This window comes from Streptomyces sp. NBC_01450 (genome assembly GCF_036227505.1).
Classification (GTDB): domain Bacteria; phylum Actinomycetota; class Actinomycetes; order Streptomycetales; family Streptomycetaceae; genus Streptomyces.
On record NZ_CP109480.1, the window covers coordinates 458,308 to 479,703 of the forward strand.

A 21,396-nucleotide genomic window follows, 5' to 3' on the forward strand; every position below is an offset into this window, starting at 1 on the left:
GCGTCGCCGGTCGTGATCACGCCGCGGAGTGGCGGAGTGAGGCCGCTGTCAGAAAATGGGGACCGGGCTGCGGTCGGGTTGCCCATATTCCTGTTCATGCCCGAGATCCAGCTGCTCCGTCCAGGCCACGCCCCCGCGCTACTCGCCTTCGAGCAGGAGAACCGGGCCTATTTCGCCGCGTCCATCCCTGACCGGGGCGATGACTACTTCGCTCGGTTCGACGAGCGGCACCGTGCCCTGCTTGCGGAGCAGGAGGCTGATGTCTGTTACTTCCACGTGTTGGTCGGCGCCGAAGGCGAGGTGCTGGGGCGGGTCAACCTCGTGGATGTGGCGGATGGCGGCGCCGAACTCGGCTATCGGATCGCCGAGCGTGCCGCGGGCCGGGGGGCTGGCCACCTGGGCCGTGCGGGAGCTGTGCGGCCTCGCCGCCAACAGCTACGGACTGACCGTCCTTCGTGCCGGGACCACACTCGACAACGCGGCATCGCGGGCCGTGCTGGCTCGCTCGGGGTTCGCCGTCGTAGGCGAGAGGCAGCTCTCCGGTCGCCCCGGTCTGTCATATGTCCGCAGTCTCGCGGACTTCACCGCTCCGCCCGGTGCGCCGGCCGCCCGTTAAGGAGTGAGCTGGGCCGTGGTCGTCTGGTGACTTGAAGGCTTCGGATCCAGATGATCGCTGCGCGAAATCTCACGCCCTCCCACACAGGTCTCATCGACTGTACGGACTTCCCCCGTCGGGGATTTCGACTCGGCCGGTACGGGACCGTGGCACAGCGTCAGCTCACGAACTCTTCGTCCCCGTAGCGCACCTCGGCTCTGTTCCAGTCGACGCCGAGTTCGGCCGTGAACCTCTGGGCCACCGGCAGGTCGGCGAGCGGGGCGATGAGGACGAGCCGCCCGTCCAGGGTGACCGAGCCGCCGCCGAGCCGGTCGCGGGCCTCCGCGTCCGCGAGCAGGGCGTCGTGCAACCGGATCCGGCTGACGCCGGGGGCCTGGATCTCGACCGCGTCGGTGTCCGGCGAGGTGCGCGGCAGACAGCGGAACGTGAGCACCGATTCCTGGTGGTACTGCTTGGTGATGACGTCGGCGATGTGGTGGAGCCCGTCGCGGCCGACCTCGTTGACGTCGAACTCGCGTGAACGCTCGTAGGTGGCCTTCTTCAGGTCGCCGGACCAGAAGACGCCGTCCAGGAGGGTCGAGGGGCCAGGCCGTGCGCCGTTGGCCCGGATGATCTCGCGCACCTCGTGATCGAAGCGCGTCAGGCGAGTCTTGAGCCGGGAGTCGGCCGGATCCGTGATGATCGCGGTGTTGTCGGTGGCGAAGATCTCGGCAGTGGGGCACCCGTGAGCCGGCGGGCTTGCCTGTGCGCTGCCCGCGCCCGTGACTCCCAGGGTCAGGGCGGCGACCGTGGCCAGGATGCGCGACTGCCGCCGCAAGGTGACGTTGTTCATGCCGTGATCAACGAGCGTTGACCGACTTCGTTGCCGAGGCGATCGACTCACCGACGTTGCCGACCTCGACGACACTCGGCTGGAAGACCGGGCCGCGGCCCGAGAGTTGCGCGGAGATGCCCGGGCCGGGCGTCGACAGTAGCTACCTGAAGCCTGGCTGGGGGCGCCGACCGGGGAGGGATGCGCCGGCGCGCTGTCACTTCATGGGCGCCGATGTCCGCGCCCCAGGGTGGCGTTTGCCTTCCACCTGGCAGGCAGCCGCGCGACCGGCAGGCCCCGTCCGCGGCATCGGGCCGACTAGGGCCTGTCCGGCGGATCAAGTCGCTAGGCCGGATACTCCGGGGCCTGGGCGTTTGGGCACCTCACCGCGAGGGCCGCGATGTCGTCGCCGAGCCTTCCGCCACTGTGGTGGAGCAGATCCCGGTGAAGCCGGTCGAGCAGCTCGCGGGGCGGCTTCGCGCCCTGCCGCCGCATCCAGTCCGACAGCGGGAAGAACTCGCCGGTGCGGTCCCGGGTCTCCGATACGCCGTCAGTGTAGAGCAGCAGCTGGTCGCCCGGGGTGAAGGCGACGGTGTCGACGAAGTAGTGGTCTCCCATGAGCGCCGCGAGATGGAGAGGCGGTGAGGGAGTGGTGGGATCCAGGACGCGGATCTTCCCGCGGTGCGCGAGCAGCGGCGGGGGGTGCCCACAGTTGAGGAGCCGGACGTGGCCGCCGCCGTGCGGGATCTCGGCGATGAGAGCGGTGGCAAAGCGCTCCGGCATGTCTTGGGCCGGATACGCGGCGCTGTGGCGGTTGATGCTGGTCTCCAGACGATGGACGACGCCTCTCAGGTCGGGCTCGTCGTACGCGGCCTCCCTGAAGCAGCTGGTCACCGCCGAGGCCGCCCCCACCGCGGACAGACCCTTGCCGCGTACGTCGCCGATGAGCAGCCTGACCCCGTACCGTGTAGCGGCCGCTTCATAAAAGTCACCGCCGATCCTCGCCTGTTGCTGGGCCGCCAGATACAGCGACTCGATCTCGACGTCGTCCATGCGGCGCGGCAGGGGGCGCAGCAGCACCTTCTGGGCCGCGTCGGCCACGAGGCGGATGTGGAAGAGAGCCTCCTCCCGCTGGAGTCGGACATGGCTCGCATACGCGGCCGCCAGGGTGACCGCGACGATCGCCGCGGCCGTGTACTGCGTCCCCAGGTCGGTGTAGACGAAGCTGAGGCCGATCATGACCAGCAGGCAGAACGTCCCCAGCAGGATCGTGGGGAGCACGGGCCACATCGCCGCGGCAAGGGCGGGAGCGGCCGGCAGGAGTCGGCTGACGGCGATCTCCCTCGGTGTGGAGAACGCCAGGCAGGTGATGAGGAGGGTAAGGACCACCGGGGACAACGGGGCAGCTTCCCACCAGCTACCGCCGAGGGAACGACGGCGCCGCAGCCGTCCGGACATGATCACAAAATGCATCATATCGGTCGACGCGGGCATTGAGCTTTGATGGAGCATCGGCTCGGTGCGCGTTGATCGCCGGGACCCCAGCGGGAGGTGGTTGGCCGGGCAAGGCCGGACTTCCCCGTCGGGCTGTCGGCCATGAGGAAAGGAGCCACGAGGAAGGGAATGGAGTATGGATGGGAGGGTGCAGTCGTTTCGCTGCACGAGAGAAGGTCTACGCCACCATGGGCGGCGGCTCCGAATTCCTGGGCGGCATCGGATTGACTCTGAGGCTGTTCACACCCCTGGCGGCAGCCGCCGCGATCGGCGTGATGATCAATGCCATGGCGACCGTGACCGGGTCACATGGATTGCGGGAATCTCAAGGCGGCGTGCAGTACAGCGTGTGCATCGCCGTCGTCGCGCTCGCCCTCGCGGCCATCGGCCCGGGAAAGCCGGCCCTGGACAGCCTTTTCCCTTGAGGCAGAGGCGGCTGGGCCGAAGCGGCCGTCGTCCTGTTCCTGGGCGGCATGGGCGCCACGATCGCCCTCATTCTCCAGCCGTGACCGCCGTCAGTTCTTGAGTTTGAGGAGGATCCGGGCCAGTTCGTCGAGTTCGGCCGGGTCCAGCCTGTCCGTCAGGACGGGCGCCAGGGTTTCGCGGCGGGCGGCGTCCGCGCGCTCGAAGAGGTCGCGACCTTTGGGCGTGATGGTCACCTCGACGGACCTGGCGTCGAGGGCCGAAGGGGCGCGGGTGACCAGTTCGCGGGCCTGGAGGGCGTCGATCACCCGGGAGACCTGACTGCGGCTGATCAACGCGCAGGAGCCGAGATCGGTGGCCGACAGCGGCCCGGCCTGATGGTAGAGCCAGAGCAGTACCTCGAACCAGGAGGCCGGCAGGTGGAAGTCCCGCTCCAGTCGGGCGCTCGCGCGTGAGGTGAGGTCGCTGCTCACCCCCACGAGGCGGTAGTACGCCTGGTCCTCGACAGGCAGTTCGGCCTGCTTCAGCTTGATGTCGGTCACAAGCCGAGTCTACCAATTTGCGTGTACATGCACGCAACTTTAGTATGTGCGTGTACACGCAACGATGGAGGCTCGTCATGAAGATCGCCCTTGTCACCGGCACGTCGACCGGGATCGGCCTGGAAACCGCCGTACTCGCCGCGGAGGCGGGCTATGAGGTCGTCGCGACCATGCGGAACACCGACAAGGCCGGAACGCTGCTCGATCGGCTGCCCGACGCCGACGTCCGACAGCTCGACGTGACGGATCCGGACTCCGTCAGGGCCTGCGTCGACGGTGTGATCGCCGACCACGGCCGGCTGGACGCGCTGATCAACAACGCCGGGGCCGGGCACCTCGGCACCATCGAGCTGGAGTGTGTCGACGACGTCCGCGACGTCATGGAGGTCAACTTCTTCGGAGTCGTCCAGACCACCAAGGCCGCGCTGCCGCACCTGCGCGCGGCCAAAGGGCGCCTGATCACGGTCACCAGTGTCGGAGGCGTGGTCGGCCAGCCGTTCAACGAGGCCTATTGCGCGGCCAAGTTCGCGGTCGAGGGCTGGATGGAGAGTCTCGCCCCGGTCGTCGGCAAGCTCGGTGTCGCGGTGAGCGTGATCGAGCCCGGCGCGGTGGCCACCGAGTTCGTCGCGAACGTGCGGGCCGACCGGGACATCGAGGCCCTGGTCGCCGGAGCCGGGGACTACCAGCCAGTGATCAACGCCTACCTGGCCCGCACCCAGCAGGCGTTCTCCGCGGCACAGTCGGCCCGCGAGTGCGCGGAGGTCGTCGTGGGCGCGCTGACCGCCGCCGAGCCCCGGTTCCGCTACCAGAGCTCCGAGTGGGCGGCCGGCTTCACGGCGGTCAAGCTGGCCGACGCCGACGGCTCGGCCGTACAGGCTCTCACCACGTCCTGGCTCGGGGCCTGAGTCCGGAGGCCGTCCACCGCCTGACATCCGCATGGCGTGGGTCACCCCTCCGACCAGCGGGATCCGCGGGCGCGCGCCGGGGATTCCCGTGAAGTTGTGACGCTGTTCACCCCAACTCCGGTCAGCGGTCGGACAGTACGGCATCAATCCATGTCAGTCCCCGCAAGGAGTTGCCCCTGATGCCGAGCACCACGCCCGCCGAGATCCGTACCATCCCAGCGGGCGGCGGATCCGCACCACCCGAACGCCACTCCTTGCGGTGGGACATCCAGGGGCTGCGCGCGGTGGCTGTCACGCTCGTGGTGCTCTCCCACGCCGGAGTACCTCAGGTCAGTGGCGGATACGTCGGGGTCGACGTCTTCTTCGTGATCTCCGGCTTTCTCATCACGTCCCTGCTGCTGCGCGAACTCGCCACCACCGGCCGCTTGTCGGTCCGCACCTTCTACGCCCGCCGGGCGCTGCGGCTGCTGCCGGCGTCGTCCCTGGTCATCGCCGTCACGCTGGCCGGGTCGTGGCTGTTCCTGTCGAAGGCGCGGCTCGCCGAGTACGCGGGCGACGCCCTCGGCAGCGCGTTGTACGCGGTCAACTTCCGGCTGGCGGCGGCCGGTACGGACTATCTCGCCCAGAACGGTCCGCCTTCACCGTTCCAGCACTTCTGGTCGCTCGCCGTGGAGGAGCAGTTCTACGTGGTGTGGCCGCTGCTCCTGCTGCTCAGCTGGCGGGCCGCCCGCGGCCGGCGCCGACCGATCGCCCTGGCGCTCGGGGCGCTGTGCCTGGTGTCGTTCGTGATCAGTGTCCTGGTGACGAACTCCTCGGCGCCCTGGGCGTACTTCGGCTCCCCCACCCGCGGCTGGGAGCTCGGCGCCGGTGCGCTGCTGGCGCTGGCCACCGCCCGGCTGGAACGGCTGCCCGCCGCCCTCGCGGCCCCGCTGACCTGGCTCGGCCTGGCCTGCGTCGTGCTGGCGGCGGTCTGGTACGACGACGCGACACCCTTCCCTGGCTACCACGCCCTCCTGCCGGTCCTCGGCGCCGCGCTCGTCCTGGCCGGCGGCTGCGCGCCCGCCCCGCACGGCGCGGGGTGGCTGCTCGGGCGGCGTCCACTGGTGTGGCTGGGCGGACTCTCGTACGGCTGGTACCTGTGGCACTGGCCGCTGCTGGTCGTAGCCCCGATGGCGCTGGGCCGTACGGACGGCACCGCCGAAGTGCCGCTCGCGCTCGGGCTGTGCGCGGTCGCGCTGGGTCTGGCCTGGCTGACGCTGCGCCTCGTCGAGAACCCGGTCCGCTTCCACCACGCGTTCCGGGGACGGCCGAACCGGGCCCTGGCGCTCGGGGTCGGGCTGTCGGCGGGGGCCACGGTGCTGGCGCTGACGGCGGCGGCGGTCCCGCCGACGATCGAAGTCGGCGGGCCCGCGCCCGTACTGTCGCAGGAGCTGGCCGGCGCGCCGGACCCGCAGGGGCGGCTGGCCGAACTCCTGGCGGCGGCCTCCGGAAGCCTGCCGACCAACCTCACCCCGGCTCTGCCGAAGGTGAAGTCCTCTCGGTCCGCGGTCTACCGGGACGGCTGCCACGTCGACTACGACAGCACCCGTAATCCGCCCTGCGTCTACGGGAACCGCGCGTCCTCCCGTACCGTGGTGCTCTTCGGCGACTCCCACGCGGCCCAGTGGTTCCCGGCCCTGCAGGGCCTCGCGACGGAGCGCGGGTGGAAGCTGGTCTCGCTGACGAAGGCATCCTGCAAGATCGCCGCCGTGACGATCATCAACCGCCACAAGCCGTACACGGCCTGCGACACCTGGCGTTCCAACGCCGTGGCGAGGATCAACGCCCTTCACCCCGCCCTGGTCGTCGTGTCCTCCTCGGACGCGGGTGATCCCGCCCAGCCCGCCGACGACACCCTGCGGCAGTGGACCACCGGCTTCGAGGACACCTTCCGGGACCTCCGCACCTCCGGCGCCCACGTCGCCGCCCTGCTCGACACCCCGTGGCCCAAGGACGACCCGGTCGACTGCGCCGCCGACAACTCCCTGCAGCTGCACGCCTGCGCGAACCACCTGCCGGACGCGATCCACGATGCGACCCGCCAGAGAGCCATGCGCGGCGCTGCCGCCACGACCGGTGCCGCGGTCATCGACCCCCGACCCTGGGTCTGCGCCGTGCGCACGGGCATCTGCCCGGTCGTCGTCGGCAACACCCCCGTCTACCGCGACGAAAGCCACCTCTCCGAGGCCTACGCCGCGGCCCTCACTCCCGTCCTCGCCCCCGCCTTGGACCGCCTCGTCGGTGCGTCCTGAGCGCACCGGACCGCGCTGCCGTCCGACCGGATCGGCATGCGCGGCCCGGGCGGCGACATCCCCTCCGCCTACGGCCCCAGTCACCAGTAGTGGCGGCGACCACCGACAGCGTGTCCGGCGGTGCCGAGGATCCATAGGACGAGTCCGATGATGACGAGGATCAAGCCGATCGTCCAAAGAATGCTGATGCCCGTCACGAAACCGACGACGAGCAGAATGATGCCGAGGACAAGCATGGCAACCTCCCGCAATGAGCCCCCCTCGTCCCTCCGTGTACCACCGCAGGGCAACTCCTAACGCGGATTCGGCACGTTCAAGACGGTCGTCCCGGGGAAAGGTCCAGGTCACGCGGCGTGACCGTACCTGCCGCGTCTCATGTGATTCGCGGGTACGAGTTCGGTGAGCAGAAGCGTGCGGTCGTCCGCTCCGTCGTTGGTGGCCGACATGCCGTGAAGCAGCCGCTGGCACAGGGATTGCAGGGTGTCCGGGCCGGTGATGCGCTCGGGGTCGACGCCGTCGGTGTCGAGAAGGGCGGCGAGACGGGCGATGCCCTGGTCGATGTCCGTGTGACGGGACTCGACCAGGCCGTCGCTGTAGAGCAGGAGCAGCACGGGGTCGGGCACGTGCAGGACGGTGGGTTCGTACGTCCCCAGCCCGAGTCCGAGGGGTAGGCCTGGGCTGGTCAGCATGATCGGCCTGGTCCGTCCGCCCGGATCGCGGATCAGCGGGGGCGGGTGGCCGGCTCCGACAAAGGTACAGATGTGGCGTTTCGCGTCCCACTCGGCGTACATGCACGTGGCGAAGGAAGCGCCCGGTGTGTCACAGGCGAGGGCGTCGAGACGGCGCATCAGCTCCGCCGGGGTGATGTCCAGTCCCGCCAGGGTACGGACGGCGGTACGCAGTTGGATCATGGCGACGGCCGATTCCGGACCATGGCCCATGGCGTCCCCGACGATCAAGCTGACGCGGCCTTCCGACCGCGGCAGCACGTCGAACCAGTCACCGCCGATGAGGTTGTCCTGCCCGGCGGGGAGGTATCCGTGGGCGATGCGGCACCCCTCGAACGTCTGGTCGATGGCGGGCAGCAGGCTTCGACGGATGGCCAGCGCCGTACGGCGTTCGCGTTCGTACCGGCGTGCGTTGTCCAGGGCCACGCAGGCTCGCGCGGCCAGCGACTCCACGGCCTCGGCGTCGCCGGGCAGGAAGGGCGCTTCGTCCGGGCCGCGCGTGCAGGCGATGAATCCGACGGCGGTACCGCAGAGCTGCAGCGGGACGACGAGGAAGGAAGCGGTCCGCAGGAGGACGTCCATGCGTGCGTCGCCGCCACCGGAGGTGCTGAGCCGCGCGGAGGTGTGGGCGTCGACCGTGTCGAGCAGTTGTGCCTTGAAGGTGGCGATGGCACGTGTGTAGGGCGTCCCGCGCGGAAAGACGATGACCTCGCCGACCGGCAGCAGCCCCTCCCAGTCCTCGGGCGCGTCCGTTCCGATACGCAGCGCCAGTCGGCGGGCCTCGATCTGGGGCGGTTCCGCGGAACCGTACGCGTTCTCCTCGAGCAGCCAGCGCTCCAGCAGGTAGACCGAGGCCGCGTCGCAGAATCCGGGCGTCAGTGCGTGGACGACATGGCTTCCGGTCAGGCCCAGGTCGAGTTCGGATCCGATGGCGTCGGCCGCGGGGGAAAAGGCCGGCTGACGGCGCGAACGTGCGGTGGCGGGTTCGTCGTTCGTGTGACAGTGCGCTTCGTTCCGCAGGGTTGTGCCTTTCCGATGGGGCCCGACTCAGGCAGCGCGTGGCCTGGGCGTCGTCCCGCCACACATGGTCGGCAACTATATGATGGAGCGTCAAGATTACGTACCTGAAAGGGAGTTGAGTTGGCCGACAACGAGGGTCTCCCCCAGGGGATCGACCCCGACAAGGCGAGCGTTGCCCGGATGTACGACGCGATGCTCGGCGGACAGCACAACTCCCCGATAGACCGGGAGGCGTTGGCGGCCTTCACGGCGATCGACCCCCAGGTGCGTACGCTGGCGCGGGCCAATCGCGCTTTCCTCGGGCGGGCCGTGCGCTTTCTGATAGAAGCCGGGGTGCGGCAGTTCATCGACCTCGGATCGGGCATCCCGACACAGGGCAACGTTCACGAGGTGGCACAGGCGGTCTGCCCGGAAGCCCGGGTGGTCTACGTGGACAGTGACCCGGTGGCCGTGGCCCACAGCACTGCCCTGCTCGCCGACAATCCCGGTGCCGACATCGTCGACGCCGACATCCGCCGGCCGGCCGACATCCTGTCGTCCCCGCAGGTAGGGAAACTGATCGACTTCGAGCAGCCGGTCGCGGTGTTGATGATCACGATCCTGCACTTCGTCACACCCGAGGAGAACCCCGCGGGCATCGTGGCGGCGTTCCGGGACGCCCTGCCCGAGGGAAGCTGGCTGGCGCTGACGCACGCGACGAACCAGGATCGCCCGGACACGGCCGCCGCCGTCGGACAGTTGTACCGGTCCAAGGCGACATCCCCTGTCACGGCTCGCTCCCGCAGCGAGATCCGAGATCTCTTCGACGGCTTCGACCTGGTGGAGCCCGGCCTGGTCCACGTACCCCTGTGGCGCCCGGACCCGGACGACCACATCCCGGACAACCCGTCGGAGTACTGGGTGTACGCGGGTGTCGGCCGTAAGCGTGCGTGACGAGGCGCACCGCGAACCACACGGCTGCAGAGTCGCCCCCCGAGGGCGTACGCGCGGGTAGCGGCGTTCGGCGGCCTGGCGGCCGGCCACACCGAGGGTGGGCGAGGCCGGTCCCGCCGACGCCCTTGCCGTACGGGCTGTTTCGATCGGCCCGGGTTGCTGCCTCCCGACAGCGATGGAGGCGGAGATGAGCCGACTCGCCCGGTTACGGCCTCCGTTTCGGCCGTCCCGAGCGCACTCCCCCGTCGAGACGGTCGGCGTCACGGTGGGAGGACGGGTGCGTCATGGCGGCCGTCACGCCGACACACACCCGACGTACTCCTGTCACCGTCCGCCTGTGACCTCCGGTCCGTGGGAGAGATCCAGTCGGAGTTCGGATGGTTGGGGGCGTGGGGACCGAGTACTTCGGTGACCGCCGCGGACACCTGTTGCCGGAGCGGGTCGGGAAGCGGATCTCCGTTGACGGCGCTGACCAGATCTTCGGCGAGGTGGTGGACTTTTGTGTTGGTGTGCTGGGACACCTCGACCAGAACATTCCAGGCGTCGTCGGCGCTCAGGCCGAACGAGGCCATCAGGACTCCCCGGGCCAGATCGATGACCGGCCGGGTCTGCATGGCCCGTTTGAGCTGGACGACTTCGGTGCGCAGGTCCTGCTCGGCGTCGTCGCTCAACCCATCCTCCTGGTTCGCTCTGTCGTTCTTGGCAGGATGCGGAAGTCGATTCCGGTCAGGTCGAGGTCCAGGCCGCTGATCGACCGCGTGAGCGCTTCACACGCGGAGCACTGCAGTTGCCGCTCGGTGTCGGTGTCACCGAAGACCGCCACTGCCGTCCACTCGCATCCGCCTATCCCACTGCTTACAGCGTCAGCCTTCGGATCCTCACACGTCAAGAGATACAGGAACTCCCTTTCGCCCTTTTGAATGCGTGAATGCCGAGCCCTATCCTCATAGGCATGGGTGAAGTACCGCAGGGACACACCGGCTGGACCTTTCTCACCAACCACGCCCGGGTTCTGGCCGCGATCTCCAGGGATCAGGGCACCCGCATCCGCGATATCGCCGCACGGTGCAGGCTCACCGAGCGTGCCGTCCAGAAGATCATTTCCGATCTGGAGCAGGACGGCTATCTCACCCACTCCCGCCAAGGGCGCTCCAACGTCTACCACATCGAACCGGGGACCATCCTCCGGCACCCGGCCGACGCCGGGTTGACCGTCGAGGGTTTGCTGACCCTCCTCGACCAGCACGACGCACGACACGGCCGCAGGTCCGAGCGCGAGCAGCACTCGCTCGTGTTCGATCATTCCGCTCGGCGTGCGGAGGGCTGACCTGTCCGGCCGAGCCGACCGTCCCGCTCGACCGCCGGGTGCGCGACGCGCGCCGATCGTGGATCGACCACGAGGAGCCCGCACACCGAAGACATGACCGCGAAGATCGCGTGGGCCGGCACGTCGGGACGGGATCACGGCAGGGCTGGAGCCGGAGGATCCGATCTCCGTCGGGAACTACCGGTCACCCGGACGTGCGGGCGTCGGCGGTATGTGCCGGGTCTTTCTCGGACGGCCCCCCGGCGGCCGGGCCGTCGCCGTCAAGGTGGTGCACGCCGAGTTGGCGCGTCGGCCGGAGTCCCACTCCCGGTTCCGTCGCGAGGTGCGGGCGGGACTCGCCCCTTCCCCACCCGTATCGGACGCGCCACGTACCAGGGCAGGCCGCCGACTATTTCCCCGGTGCCATCAGGGACGTACGGGGCTTCGATCGGGCCCTCACCTACGCCGCGTCGAAGTCCCGCGCTGAGCGCCCCGACGCCTCCACGGGGCCCCGCTTCCTGGGTTGCACCACGTACCGGGCGGACATACTGACCGGTACGGCCCCGCTTGACCAGTGCGGTAAGAGGGATGAACGTGATCACAGGTGGCTAATCTTTTCATCGCATGACGAACTCCCTCAAAGGAGGCACTCGTGACCACATCGTCGCAGCCACGGGTATCGGGTCTGGAAATCCGCTCCATCGACTACGTCCCCCTGGACGAGCGGCACGGCAAGCTCTGGCACCTGGGGCCTCTTTGGTTCATGTCCAACGCGCAGATCGCCACCCTGGCGGTAGGGCTGATCAGCATCACCGAGGGCGGCAACCTCGTCTGGTCGCTGATCGCGATCGCGGCGGGCACCATCCTCGGCACGTTCTTCATGGCCTTCCACTCCGCACAGGGCCCGCAGCTGGGACTGCCGCAGATGATCCAGTCACGGCCGCAGTTCGGCTACGTCGGGGCCCTGCTCGTGTGGCTGTTCGCCTATGTGCAGTACGCGGGGTTCAACGTCTTCAACACGATCCTGGCCGGCGAGGCCCTGCACACCACCTTGCACGGCGGCGTCAAGCTGTGGGTCGTCGTGGTCACACTCATCGGGTTCGTCATCGCGCTGGTGGGCTACGACGTCATCCACCGCGCCGAACGAGTGCTCACCTACACCTTCCTGGTCATCTTCGGGATCTTCACCGTGGGCATCCTGCTCACCCTGCACTATCCCCCGGGCTCCTTCGACCTCGGCGGCTTCCAGTGGACCCCGTTCCTCGCGCAGTTCGGCGTGGTCGCCGGCTACCAGATCAGCTGGGCCATCTACGTCTCGGACTACTCCCGCTATCTCCCGCCGGACGTGACCGTCCGCAAGACCTTCTACTGGACGTACTTCGGGTCGGCGCTCGGCGGCATCTGGCTGATGTGTCTGGGCGCTCTGCTCGCCGCGTGGGCGGGCAAGGACTTCGAGACCATCCGCTCGATCAACGCGGCGGGCGACAAGGTGTTCAGCGGCTTCGGCGCGATCGTCCTGCTGTTCTCCGCGCTGGGTCTGATCTCGGTGACCGCCCTGAACATGTACGGCGGGTCTCTCACCCTCATCAGCGCGATCGACTCGTTCAAGAGAGTGCGGCCGACCGTCGCCGTACGAGTCGTGACGATCGGCCTCACCGCGGCGCTCTCCATCGCGGGGGCGCTGGCCTCGACCGCCCACTTCCTCGAGAACTTCAACAACTTCCTGTTGGTGGTCCTCTACCTGTTCATTCCGTGGACCTCTGTCAACCTCATGGACTACTACGTGGTGCGCCGCGGCCACTACGCGGTCGCCGAGATCTTCAACCCGCACGGCATCTACGGCCGCTGGGGCTGGCACGGCATCATCTCGTACCTGGTGGGCTTCGCCGTCATGGTGCCGTTCTTCTCCGTCGGCACGCTCTACGTCGGGCCCGCCGCCCGTGCGCTCGACGGTGCGGACATCGCCTTGTTCATCGGACTGCCCGTCGCCGCGGTGCTCTACTGGCTGCTCACCCGGTCGATCGATGTCGATGCCGAGGCCCGGCTGGCCGAGGAGGAGATCGTGGCGCTGGAGACGGCGTCCCACGAGCACCGGGAGCCATGACCTTTCCGCGGGCGCTCGACGCAACAACATAGATCGCCGCGAGCAACGTCGCGACCAGGCCCCATCGTGGTCGCATGCAGGGAGCTTCTCGGTGACCACGCCGACCCTGCGCACAGCCTGCCGGGGCCCACTGCTGAAGAAGTTCCGATACGGGCGCCCTCGTCACTGACGTACGAGGGGCCGGCCCACCGGCGGGGCGCCGGCCTCGAAGGAGATGAGGCGGGGCGGAGGCGAGGTCAGCGGTCGGCGATGTCCTCGCGGAGGCCGTCGGAGAACTCCCACCAAGACAAGGGAAGCCAGTCGCCGTTGACGAAGGCGTCGACGGTAGCGCCTCGGCCACGGACCGTCACGGTCGTTCCCGGCGGGTACGTGGTGCCGGACAAACCTGGTACGGGGACAAGCAGGGTTCCCAGTCGCTGTGCTGACATCTTTCGTCCTACCTCTCCATTGCATTTCTCTGCACGGCACCGGGCAGTTATTCACATCGACATTACCGGCTTGTCCGATCGTGCAGGACGGAGAATCATGAGAGATGGGTCACGCGGAGAATGCGGGCGGGGGCGTGGACAGCAGATACATACGTCACCGAGCGGAGGAGGCAACCGTGAAGGCCGTCGTTTACAAGGGGCCGTTCAGCGTTGCGGTCGAAGATGTTGAAAAGCCCAGCATTCAGCATCCGAACGATGTGATCGTACGGGTCACCTCGACCGCGATATGCGGATCCGATCTGCATATGTACGAGGGCCGTACCGCCGCCGAGCCCGGCATCGTCTTCGGCCACGAGAACATGGGGATCATCGAAGAACTCGGCCAGGGCGTCACCTCACTCAAGGAGGGCGACCGCGTGGTCATGCCCTTCAATGTCGCCTGCGGGTTCTGCACGAACTGCGTCGAGGGATTCACCGGATACTGTCTGACCGTCAATCCCGGTTTCGCGGGCGGCGCGTACGGATACGTCGCCATGGGCCCCTGGAAGGGCGGCCAGGCCGAATATCTGCGCGTTCCCTACGCCGACTTCAACTGCCTGAAGCTGCCGCCGGGAAACGAGCACGAGAGTGATTTCATATTGCTCGCCGACATCTTCCCCACCGGATACCACGGCTGTGAACTCGCCCAGGTCCGCCCGGGCGAGAGCGTCGCGGTGTACGGCGGAGGGCCTGTCGGACTCATGGCCGCCTACTCGGCTCTGATGCGCGGCGCGAAGCAGGTCTTCGTCGTGGACCGAGTGCCCGAACGGCTGCAGAAGGCCGAGGAGATAGGCGCGGTTCCGATCAACTTCTCCGAGGGCAACCCGATCGAACAGATCAAGGACCAGACGGACGGCATCGGCACGGACAAGGGCATTGACGCCGTCGGCTATCAGGCGACAGGACATGGCACGGACCGCGAGGAACCGGCGACCGTCCTCAACTCGCTCGTCGGCACGGTTCGAGCCACCGGAGCGCTCGGCGTGCCCGGCCTCTATGTGCCCTCCGACCCCGGCGGCCCGGACGAGCAGGCCAAGCAGGGCATGCTCCTCGTCTCGATCGGCAAGCTCTTCGAGAAGGGCCTGCGGATGGGGACGGGACAGTGCAACGTGAAGCGCTACAACCGGTACCTGCGCGACATGATCATCGAGGGCAGGGCGAAGCCCAGTTTCGTCGTCTCCCACGAACTGCCCCTGGATCAGGCGCCGTCGGGCTACGACAAGTTCGACAAGCGGATCGAGGGCTACACGAAGGTGATACTGCACCCGTAGCCCTGCGGACCGCGGCTTCCGGACACTCCCACTCGCCGACCGTCACGATGTGATGCCCCGTCAGATGAGCGGGAACTCCCCCGCGAACGGGGGACGACGGCGGGCCCCGGCGGAACAGCATCCGCCGGGGCCCGCCGCCCAGGTACGTACGACCGGTGACCGGTGTCAGTCCGTGCCGGACTCCATCGCGGCACGGTCCAGCATCGTCTCCTCGTCCGTGGCCTCACCACGCGAGGCGATCACCTCGGCGCCGCCCTCGTCCATGGCGCCGATCAGACCGGTCGAGGCCGCCTGCGCGGCGCCGATCGGCGTCGGGTGGTCGCCGCCGACCAGGCCCAGGCCCGCGTACTGCTCGAGACGGGCACGGGAGTCGGCGATGTCCAGGTTCCGCATGGTGAGCTGGCCGATGCGGTCCACCGGGCCGAACGCCGAGTCCTCGGTCCGCTCCATGGAGAGCTTGTCCGGGTGGTAGCTGAGCGCCGGGCCCCGGGTGTCGAGGACCGAGTAGTCCTCGCCGCGCCGCAGCCGCAGGGTCACCTCGCCGGTGATCGCCGCGCCGACCCAGCGCTGCAGCGACTCGCGCACCATCAGCGCCTGCGGGTCCAGCCAGCGGCCCTCGTAGAGCAGTCGGCCCAGCCGTCGGCCCTCGTTGTGGTACGCGGCCACGGTGTCCTCGTTGTGGATCGCGTTGACCAGACGCTCGTAGACGATGTGCAGCAGCGCCATGCCCGGCGCCTCGTAGATGCCGCGGCTCTTGGCCTCGATGATCCGGTTCTCGATCTGGTCGGACATGCCCAGGCCGTGGCGGCCGCCGATCGCGTTGGCCTCCATGACGAGGTCGACCGGGGAGCCGAACTCCTTGCCGTTGATGGTGACCGGACGGCCCTGGTCGAAGCCGACCGTCACGTCCTCCGCGGCGATCTCCACCGACGGGTCCCAGAACCGCACGCCCATGATCGGCTCGACCGTCTCGATGCCCGTGTCGAGGTGCTCCAGGGTCTTGGCCTCGTGCGTGGCGCCCCAGATGTTGGCGTCCGTGGAGTACGCCTTCTCCGTCGAGTCCCGGTACGGCAGCCCGTGCGCGAGCAGCCACTCCGACATCTCCTTGCGGCCGCCGAGCTCCGTGACGAAGTCCGCGTCCAGCCAGGGCTTGTAGATCCGCAGATGCGGGTTGGCGAGCAGCCCGTACCGGTAGAACCGCTCGATGTCGTTGCCCTTGAACGTGGAGCCGTCGCCCCAGATCTGCACCCCGTCCTCGAGCATGGCCCGCACCAGCAGGGTGCCGGTCACGGCACGCCCCAGCGGTGTGGTGTTGAAGTACGGGCGCCCGCCAGACCTGATGTGGAACGCGCCGCATGCGAGCGCCGCCAGCCCTTCCTCGACCAGCGCGGCACGGCAGTCGACGAGCCTGGTGATCTCGGCGCCGTACGCGGTGGCACGGCCGGGCACGGACGCGATGTCGGGCTCGTCGTACTGGCCGATGTCGGCGGTGTACGTGCACGGGACAGCGCCCTTGTCACGCATCCAGGCGACGGCGACCGACGTGTCGAGCCCGCCGGAGAAGGCGATGCCGACGCGCTCGCCGGTGGGGAGGGAAGTGAGGACCTTGGACATGGCAAAACTATGCAACATTCAGCATGATCATGCAAGCCAACCGCCGCAGCGCCGCCGACTTCGCGGCATACGCGCGCATTTTTGTGACCCAGGACACACAAAAAACGATGCCGTTTCGATAGCCCCGAAGCTACGCTGAGGGCACTGAGGTGAACGAAACCGTTTCGTTCACGGGGAGCGTGGCGGCGGACACCCAACCCACGTCGGCGGTCGCCCCCACCCTCACGAAGGGCGCCCATGATGACCTCCGTACTCGTCGTCCACAGCCAGTCCCTGCACCGTGTCGGCCTGCACATGCTCCTGGCGGCCGAGCCCGACCTGAGCGTCGTCGGCACGGCGACAAGCGGCACCGAGGCGATTCGCATGAGCGCCGAACTCGGCCCCGACGTCGTTGTGATCGGCAGCCACGTCGCCGATCCGAACGGCGTCGACGCCATCCGCCGCATCACCCGGCCCCTCACCCCGATCCCCGCACCCGCGTCCGTCAGAGCCGGCGGGCGCCCCCCGCGCGTACTGGTCCTGACCCCCACCAGCCACGAGGGGTACGCCTACGCGGCACTGCGCGCCGGAGCCGGTGGATTCCTTCCCCAGGACGCGACCCCCGACGAACTGACCGCGGCCGTCCGCATCGTGGCTGCCGGGGACGCCGTCACCACCCCCGGCGTCACCCGTGCGCTCATCGACGCGGTCCGCCAGGAGCTCCCGGCCCGCACCGCCGAGCAGGAATCGGGGCTCGAGATGCTCACCGAGCGGGAACGCGACGTCCTGACCTCCGTCGCCTCCGGCTGGTCCAACGCCGAGATCGCCGCGCGGTTGTCCATCGCGCCGACCACCGTCAAGTCCCACGTCAGCCACATCCTCGCCAAGATCGGTGCCCGCGCCCGCGTGCAGGCGGTGACCTTCGCCTACGAGTCGGGCCTGGTGCGACCGGCCGCCTGACGCCGGCCTCGCCCCGGAAGGCCGCCGGCTCCGCACGCGGGTTCGCGTCGCGGTGCCGCTCCACGTGAGCCATGGCCCCGGCGACCGAACGTGAGCCATGGTTCCCGGCGGCCGACGCCCACGCCCACCGACCCCGAAGCGCCTGTCAGACGCGCTCGGTCGTGGTGCCCCGCAGGACGAGGCGTGGGGGCAGTACGACCTCGCGGGACTCGGTGCGGCCCTCGTCGAGGCGCTCCACGGCAGCGACCACCGCGTGCCGGGCCTGTTCACGGGCGTTCTGGCTGACGGTGGTCAGATTGAAGCAGCTCAGGCGGGAGAGGGCGTCGTCGTCGTAGCCGACCACGGACACCTCGCCCGGGACGGCGACGCCGGCGCGGGACAGGGCGGCCAGGACGCCGATGGCGGACTGGTCGTTGAACGCGACGATGGCCGTGGGGAGTTCGGCGCCGTCGAGAAGCTGGCGGGCGGCGCGTTCGCCGGCCGCCTCGGTGTGGTCGCCGCGCAGGACCCTGATGTGCGCGTCCAGGCCATGACGGCGCATGGCGGCGCGGTAACCGCGGCGACGGTCGGTGGCGATGACACCCTTGCCGCCGTCGATGTACGTGATCGCACGGTGGCCGAGCTCCACCAGGTGGTCGACCACCTGACCGACCCCGTCGTCGTCGGCCGAGCGCACGACATCCAGGTCGGCGTCGGCGATCCGGCGGCCGACGGCGATGACGGGAGCCTTGCGGTCGAGAGCGGCGAGTGCGCCGCCGGAGGCGCTCGGGCCGAGCAGGATCAGGGCCTCGCTGCGGAAGGCGAGCAGCGTCTCGACGGCGGTGTGCTCGTCGCGGGTGCGGGTCTGGGTGCTGAGGACGAGGTCGTAGCCGACCTCCTCGGCGGCCGTGTGCAGGTGCTCGACCAGTTCCGCGTGGAAGGGGCTGTGGATGTCAACCATGACGCCGAGCAGCCGGGTGCGTCTGCTGGCCAGCAGACTGGCGGTGCGGTCCACCTGGTAGCCCAGCTCGGCGGCGGCCTTCAAGACACGTTGCCGGGTGCGCTCACTGGGGCCGGGCACACCGCGCAGCACCAGGGAGACGGACGCGGTGGACACGCCCACGCGGGCGGCCACATCCTCCAGCCGGGGGCGCTTGCTCGCGCCGTCCCTGCGACTCGCGGAAGCGACATCGTCCACTCGCACCTCCCGGCAGATGTTCTCGGGCAACACCCTTGACACGTTCACGAAACGAGCCGATAGTACCAGGACTTAAAGCGCTTTAAAAAGGTCCTGATGTTCCAACGAAGTCAGCGCGTGTCCTAGGGACCGTTTTCCCCAAGTCGTCGCACCGTCTCGACCCCGACGCCGTCATCGAACCCACCGAACCCACCGAACCCATCAGACCCATCAGACCCATCAGACCCAAGGACCACTGACTCCACCGGATCGAGGGCCTGCGCCCCGGCTGCCGACAGCTTCCACGCGCCCCACCCGTTTCCCAGACCCGCTGAACCCGATTCAGCCTGGTCTCCCCTCCGCACCGCGCCCCCGATCGAGGCCGGTGCGGCCTCCCCGGCCCCATCCAGCAGCGGCGGATCCCCTGCCCACCACCCGTCAATCCCTCCCACTTGCACAGCGAGGTGCACGAAGAATGAGCCACACATCCCTTCTCCCGTCCCGCAGAATCGCCGCCGTCGTGGCCGTGGCCGCCTCGGCCGCCCTGGCCCTCGCCGGATGTTCCAGCAGCTCCGGCGGAAAGAAGGCCGCGGAGAGTGGGGCCGCGGTGTCCGCGGGCAAGGCCGACACCCCCCGCATGACGATCGCCATGGTCACCCACGCGCCCTCCGGTGACACCTTCTGGGACACCATCCGCAAGGGCGCCGAGGCCGCGGCCGCCAAGGACAACGTCAAGCTCATCTACGCCAACGACGAGACCGCCGCCGACCAGGCCAACCTCGTGCAGAACGCGATCGACCAGAAAGTCGACGGCATCGCGGTCACCCTCGCCAAGCCGGACGCCATGAAGGCCGTGGTCGCCAAGGCCGAGAAGGCCGGCATCCCGGTCGTCGGCTTCAACGCCGGCCTGTCCGACTGGAAGAAGCAGGGCCTGCTGTCGTTCTTCGGTCAGGACGAGTCCGTCTCCGGCCAGGCACTCGGCACCAAGCTCAACAGCACCGGTGCCAAGCACGCGCTGTGCGTCGTACAGGCGCAGGGGGACGTCAACCTGGAGGAGCGCTGCGCCGGCGTGAAGAAGACCTTCAGTGGCAAGACCGACAACCTCTACGTCAACGGCACCGACATGCCGTCCGTGAAGTCGACCATCACCGCCAAGCTCACGCAGGACAAGTCCATCGACGAGGTCGTCACGCTCGGCGCCCCGTTCGCGCTGACGGCCGCGCAGGCGGCGTCCGAGGCCGGCAGCAAGGCGAAGGTCGCGACCTTCGACCTCAACAAGGACCTCATCTCCGCCATCGAGAAGGGCAGCATCCAGTTCGCGGTCGACCAGCAGCCCTACCTGCAGGGCTACTTGGCCGTCGACTCGCTGTGGCTCTACAAGACGAACGGCAACTACAGCGGCGGTGGCGAGCAGCCGATCCTCACCGGCCCGGCCTTCGTCGACAAGTCCAACGTCGACACCGTCGCCTCCTTCGCCGCGAAGGGCACCCGGTGAGGACGATGACCCAGCAGGCCGAGCCGGCGGTGACCGCACCGCCGGCCCCCGGCCCCAAGGAGACCGGCGGCCGGACCGCTCAGGGCTCTCTGACGCCGTGGCTGCCGGCCCGCAGCGAGGTCAGCTTCGATGAACGCACCAACCACATGGCCGGCGGCGCCGAACTCGCCGCACGCCAGCACGAACTCCCCGAAGCGGAGGGCCTCGAAGCACCCGTGACGGCCTCCCCCGAAGGGACCTCCTGACCACGGCGGACGCATCAGCGGACCGCGCCTCGAGCGGGTCGCCCCGGGCGCTGTCCCGGTTCGCAAGGCGGTCCACCCTCCCGCGGGCCCCCGCCGCTGAACCGAAGACGGCCTGCCCCGACGTTCCACCGTCTCCCCGTGACCGGAAGGCACACTCTCGTGAAGATCGCCCTCGACCCCTACATGATCCGCAACGTCCCGCTCCTCGAACTGCCCGCCGTGGTGGCCGAGTTGGGCTATGAATGGATCGAACTCTCCCCCCGGGAGGACTTCATCCCCTTCTTCCGGCATCCGCGCGTCGACGACGCGACCGTACGGAAGTTCCGCAAGGCGCTGGACTCGGCGGGCGTCGGGATCTCCTCCGTTCTGCCGCTGTTCCGTTGGTCGGGACCGGACGAGGACGCCCGGCAGGCCGCCGTCCGCTACTGGAAGCGTGCCATCCGGATCACCGCCGATCTCGGCGTGGACAGCATGATCTCCGAGTTCAACGGCCGGCCCGAGGACCCGGACCGCAGCGAGGCCCAGTTCTGGAGGTCGATGGACGACCTGCTGCCGCTCCTGGAGCAGGAGGGGATCCGCCTCACCCTTGAGCCGCACCCCGACGACTTCATCGAGAACGGCCACGACGCGATCAACCTGATCCGCGGCATCAACCACCCGAGCGTCAGCTTCCTGTACTGCGCCCCGCACACCTTCCACATCGGCAACGACGCCCCCGGCATCATCAAGCACGCCGGCGATCTGCTCACCCACGTCCACCTCGCCGACGCCCTGGACCACACCGCGTCCTCCGGTAACCGCTACATCCTGAACCCACCCGGCACGTCGGCCCGGATCCACCAGCACCTCGACATCGGACAGGGCGAGGTCGACTTCGACGAGCTCTTCCGCGAACTGCGTGCGAACGGCTTCGACGGCACCCTCACGGCCTGTGTCTTCGCATGGGAAGAACGAGCCAAGGAATCCTCCGCCTTCATGCGGAAGAAGATCGACGAATACCTGGCCACCTGGTCCTGAGGGACCACGGCCTCCCACC

Annotated in this window: 19 protein-coding genes and 2 pseudogenes; 12 read left to right on the forward strand and 9 right to left on the reverse strand. The window is 68.8% G+C overall.

What is annotated here, in order from left to right; genetic code table 11:
• The first annotated feature begins 96 nt into the window (after nt 1-96).
• Nucleotides 97-616 (forward strand): annotated as a pseudogene (locus tag OG568_RS02150) (GNAT family N-acetyltransferase).
• Between the two features lie 157 nt (nt 617-773).
• On the opposite strand, the gene OG568_RS02155 reads toward OG568_RS02150, so the two are convergent.
• Nucleotides 774-1,448: a hypothetical protein gene (locus tag OG568_RS02155; protein ID WP_329530023.1), complete on the reverse strand. Its 675-nt coding sequence runs from the start codon at nt 1,446-1,448 to the stop codon at nt 774-776.
• Nucleotides 1,449-1,772: 324 nt separating this feature from the next.
• Nucleotides 1,773-2,891: a PP2C family protein-serine/threonine phosphatase gene (locus OG568_RS02160; RefSeq protein WP_443077520.1), complete on the reverse strand. Its 1,119-nt coding sequence runs from the start codon at nt 2,889-2,891 to the stop codon at nt 1,773-1,775.
• A gap of 218 nt (nt 2,892-3,109) precedes the next feature.
• On the opposite strand from OG568_RS02160, the gene OG568_RS02165 reads away from it, so the two are divergent.
• Nucleotides 3,110-3,346 (forward strand): DoxX family protein, encoded by a 237-nt coding sequence (locus OG568_RS02165; RefSeq protein ID WP_329530024.1) that lies wholly within the window; start codon nt 3,110-3,112, stop codon nt 3,344-3,346.
• A 90-nt stretch (nt 3,347-3,436) separates the two neighbouring features.
• On the opposite strand, the gene OG568_RS02170 is transcribed toward OG568_RS02165, so the two are convergent.
• On the reverse strand, nt 3,437-3,886 hold the full coding sequence (locus tag OG568_RS02170) for a MarR family winged helix-turn-helix transcriptional regulator (protein ID WP_266423960.1): 450 nt from the start codon (nt 3,884-3,886) through the stop codon (nt 3,437-3,439).
• Between the two features lie 77 nt (nt 3,887-3,963).
• On the opposite strand from OG568_RS02170, the gene OG568_RS02175 reads away from it, so the two are divergent.
• A complete protein-coding gene (locus OG568_RS02175; RefSeq protein ID WP_329530025.1) occupies nt 3,964-4,791 on the forward strand; it encodes an SDR family oxidoreductase in 828 nt (275 codons plus the stop codon).
• A gap of 179 nt (nt 4,792-4,970) precedes the next feature.
• Nucleotides 4,971-7,082, forward strand: coding sequence for an acyltransferase family protein (locus OG568_RS02180; protein WP_329530026.1), 2,112 nt, complete (start codon nt 4,971-4,973; stop codon nt 7,080-7,082).
• 80 nt (nt 7,083-7,162) lie between these two features.
• Here the strand turns inward: OG568_RS02180 and OG568_RS02185 are convergent, their stop codons facing one another.
• Together OG568_RS02185 and OG568_RS02190 are read right to left on the reverse strand one after the other, a co-directional pair.
• Nucleotides 7,163-7,318, reverse strand: a complete 156-nt coding sequence (locus OG568_RS02185) for a DUF6131 family protein (RefSeq protein ID WP_266423967.1) — start codon at nt 7,316-7,318, stop codon at nt 7,163-7,165.
• 108 nt (nt 7,319-7,426) lie between these two features.
• Nucleotides 7,427-8,392: a PP2C family protein-serine/threonine phosphatase gene (locus OG568_RS02190; RefSeq protein WP_329530027.1), complete on the reverse strand. Its 966-nt coding sequence runs from the start codon at nt 8,390-8,392 to the stop codon at nt 7,427-7,429.
• Between the two features lie 558 nt (nt 8,393-8,950).
• Between OG568_RS02190 and OG568_RS02195 the strand changes: the two genes are divergently transcribed.
• Nucleotides 8,951-9,763: an SAM-dependent methyltransferase gene (locus OG568_RS02195; RefSeq protein WP_329530028.1), complete on the forward strand. Its 813-nt coding sequence runs from the start codon at nt 8,951-8,953 to the stop codon at nt 9,761-9,763.
• Nucleotides 9,764-10,023: 260 nt separating this feature from the next.
• Here the strand turns inward: OG568_RS02195 and OG568_RS02200 are convergent, their stop codons facing one another.
• Nucleotides 10,024-10,434 (reverse strand): ANTAR domain-containing protein, encoded by a 411-nt coding sequence (locus OG568_RS02200; RefSeq protein WP_329530029.1) that lies wholly within the window; start codon nt 10,432-10,434, stop codon nt 10,024-10,026.
• A 281-nt stretch (nt 10,435-10,715) separates the two neighbouring features.
• Here OG568_RS02200 and OG568_RS02205 point away from each other — a divergent pair, with 281 nt between their 5' ends.
• The gene (locus OG568_RS02205; protein WP_329530030.1) at nt 10,716-11,090 is read left to right on the forward strand and encodes a helix-turn-helix transcriptional regulator; all 375 of its coding nucleotides are present in this window, start codon (nt 10,716-10,718) and stop codon (nt 11,088-11,090) included.
• A gap of 631 nt (nt 11,091-11,721) precedes the next feature.
• The gene (locus OG568_RS02210; protein ID WP_266423978.1) at nt 11,722-13,173 is read left to right on the forward strand and encodes a purine-cytosine permease family protein; all 1,452 of its coding nucleotides are present in this window, start codon (nt 11,722-11,724) and stop codon (nt 13,171-13,173) included.
• A 236-nt stretch (nt 13,174-13,409) separates the two neighbouring features.
• Here OG568_RS02210 and OG568_RS02215 read toward each other — a convergent pair whose 3' ends face one another.
• Entirely contained in the window at nt 13,410-13,601 is a 192-nt protein-coding gene (locus OG568_RS02215; RefSeq protein WP_030190387.1) for a hypothetical protein, read from the reverse strand.
• A 176-nt stretch (nt 13,602-13,777) separates the two neighbouring features.
• On the opposite strand from OG568_RS02215, the gene OG568_RS02220 reads away from it, so the two are divergent.
• On the forward strand, nt 13,778-14,911 hold the full coding sequence (locus OG568_RS02220; protein ID WP_329530031.1) for a glutathione-independent formaldehyde dehydrogenase: 1,134 nt from the start codon (nt 13,778-13,780) through the stop codon (nt 14,909-14,911).
• 165 nt (nt 14,912-15,076) lie between these two features.
• Here OG568_RS02220 and argG read toward each other — a convergent pair whose 3' ends face one another.
• Entirely contained in the window at nt 15,077-16,525 is a 1,449-nt protein-coding gene (gene argG, locus OG568_RS02225) for an argininosuccinate synthase (RefSeq protein ID WP_329530032.1), read from the reverse strand.
• A 240-nt stretch (nt 16,526-16,765) separates the two neighbouring features.
• Between argG and OG568_RS02230 the strand changes: the two genes are divergently transcribed.
• A complete protein-coding gene (locus tag OG568_RS02230) occupies nt 16,766-17,464 on the forward strand; it encodes a response regulator transcription factor (RefSeq protein ID WP_329536238.1) in 699 nt (232 codons plus the stop codon).
• A gap of 145 nt (nt 17,465-17,609) precedes the next feature.
• On the opposite strand, the gene OG568_RS02235 is transcribed toward OG568_RS02230, so the two are convergent.
• Nucleotides 17,610-18,641, reverse strand: a complete 1,032-nt coding sequence (locus tag OG568_RS02235) for a LacI family DNA-binding transcriptional regulator (protein ID WP_329530033.1) — start codon at nt 18,639-18,641, stop codon at nt 17,610-17,612.
• Between the two features lie 454 nt (nt 18,642-19,095).
• On the opposite strand from OG568_RS02235, the gene OG568_RS02240 reads away from it, so the two are divergent.
• The 3 genes and pseudogenes from OG568_RS02240 (at nt 19,096) to OG568_RS02250 (ending at nt 21,377) form a co-directional block, all read left to right on the forward strand.
• Nucleotides 19,096-20,115 (forward strand): sugar ABC transporter substrate-binding protein, encoded by a 1,020-nt coding sequence (locus OG568_RS02240; RefSeq protein WP_329530034.1) that lies wholly within the window; start codon nt 19,096-19,098, stop codon nt 20,113-20,115.
• Nucleotides 20,116-20,225: 110 nt separating this feature from the next.
• Nucleotides 20,226-20,360: pseudogene (locus tag OG568_RS02245) on the forward strand (sugar ABC transporter ATP-binding protein); the annotation flags it as partial.
• Nucleotides 20,361-20,519: 159 nt separating this feature from the next.
• Nucleotides 20,520-21,377 (forward strand): sugar phosphate isomerase/epimerase family protein, encoded by an 858-nt coding sequence (locus OG568_RS02250; RefSeq protein ID WP_329536239.1) that lies wholly within the window; start codon nt 20,520-20,522, stop codon nt 21,375-21,377.
• The last annotated feature ends 19 nt before the right edge of the window (nt 21,378-21,396 follow it).

Coding starts and splice junctions, on each gene's coding strand:
- OG568_RS02155 (WP_329530023.1), bottom strand. CDS start 1,448: ATGAACAACGTCACCTTGCGGCGGCAGTCGCGCATCCTGGCCACGGTC.
- OG568_RS02165 (WP_329530024.1), top strand. CDS start 3,110: ATGGGCGGCGGCTCCGAATTCCTGGGCGGCATCGGATTGACTCTGAGG.
- OG568_RS02175 (WP_329530025.1), top strand. CDS start 3,964: ATGAAGATCGCCCTTGTCACCGGCACGTCGACCGGGATCGGCCTGGAA.
- OG568_RS02180 (WP_329530026.1), top strand. CDS start 4,971: ATGCCGAGCACCACGCCCGCCGAGATCCGTACCATCCCAGCGGGCGGC.
- OG568_RS02185 (WP_266423967.1), bottom strand. CDS start 7,318: ATGCTTGTCCTCGGCATCATTCTGCTCGTCGTCGGTTTCGTGACGGGC.
- OG568_RS02190 (WP_329530027.1), bottom strand. CDS start 8,392: ATGGACGTCCTCCTGCGGACCGCTTCCTTCCTCGTCGTCCCGCTGCAG.
- OG568_RS02205 (WP_329530030.1), top strand. CDS start 10,716: ATGGGTGAAGTACCGCAGGGACACACCGGCTGGACCTTTCTCACCAAC.
- OG568_RS02215 (WP_030190387.1), bottom strand. CDS start 13,601: ATGTCAGCACAGCGACTGGGAACCCTGCTTGTCCCCGTACCAGGTTTG.
- argG (WP_329530032.1), bottom strand. CDS start 16,525: ATGTCCAAGGTCCTCACTTCCCTCCCCACCGGCGAGCGCGTCGGCATC.
- OG568_RS02230 (WP_329536238.1), top strand. CDS start 16,766: ATGACCTCCGTACTCGTCGTCCACAGCCAGTCCCTGCACCGTGTCGGC.
- OG568_RS02240 (WP_329530034.1), top strand. CDS start 19,096: ATGAGCCACACATCCCTTCTCCCGTCCCGCAGAATCGCCGCCGTCGTG.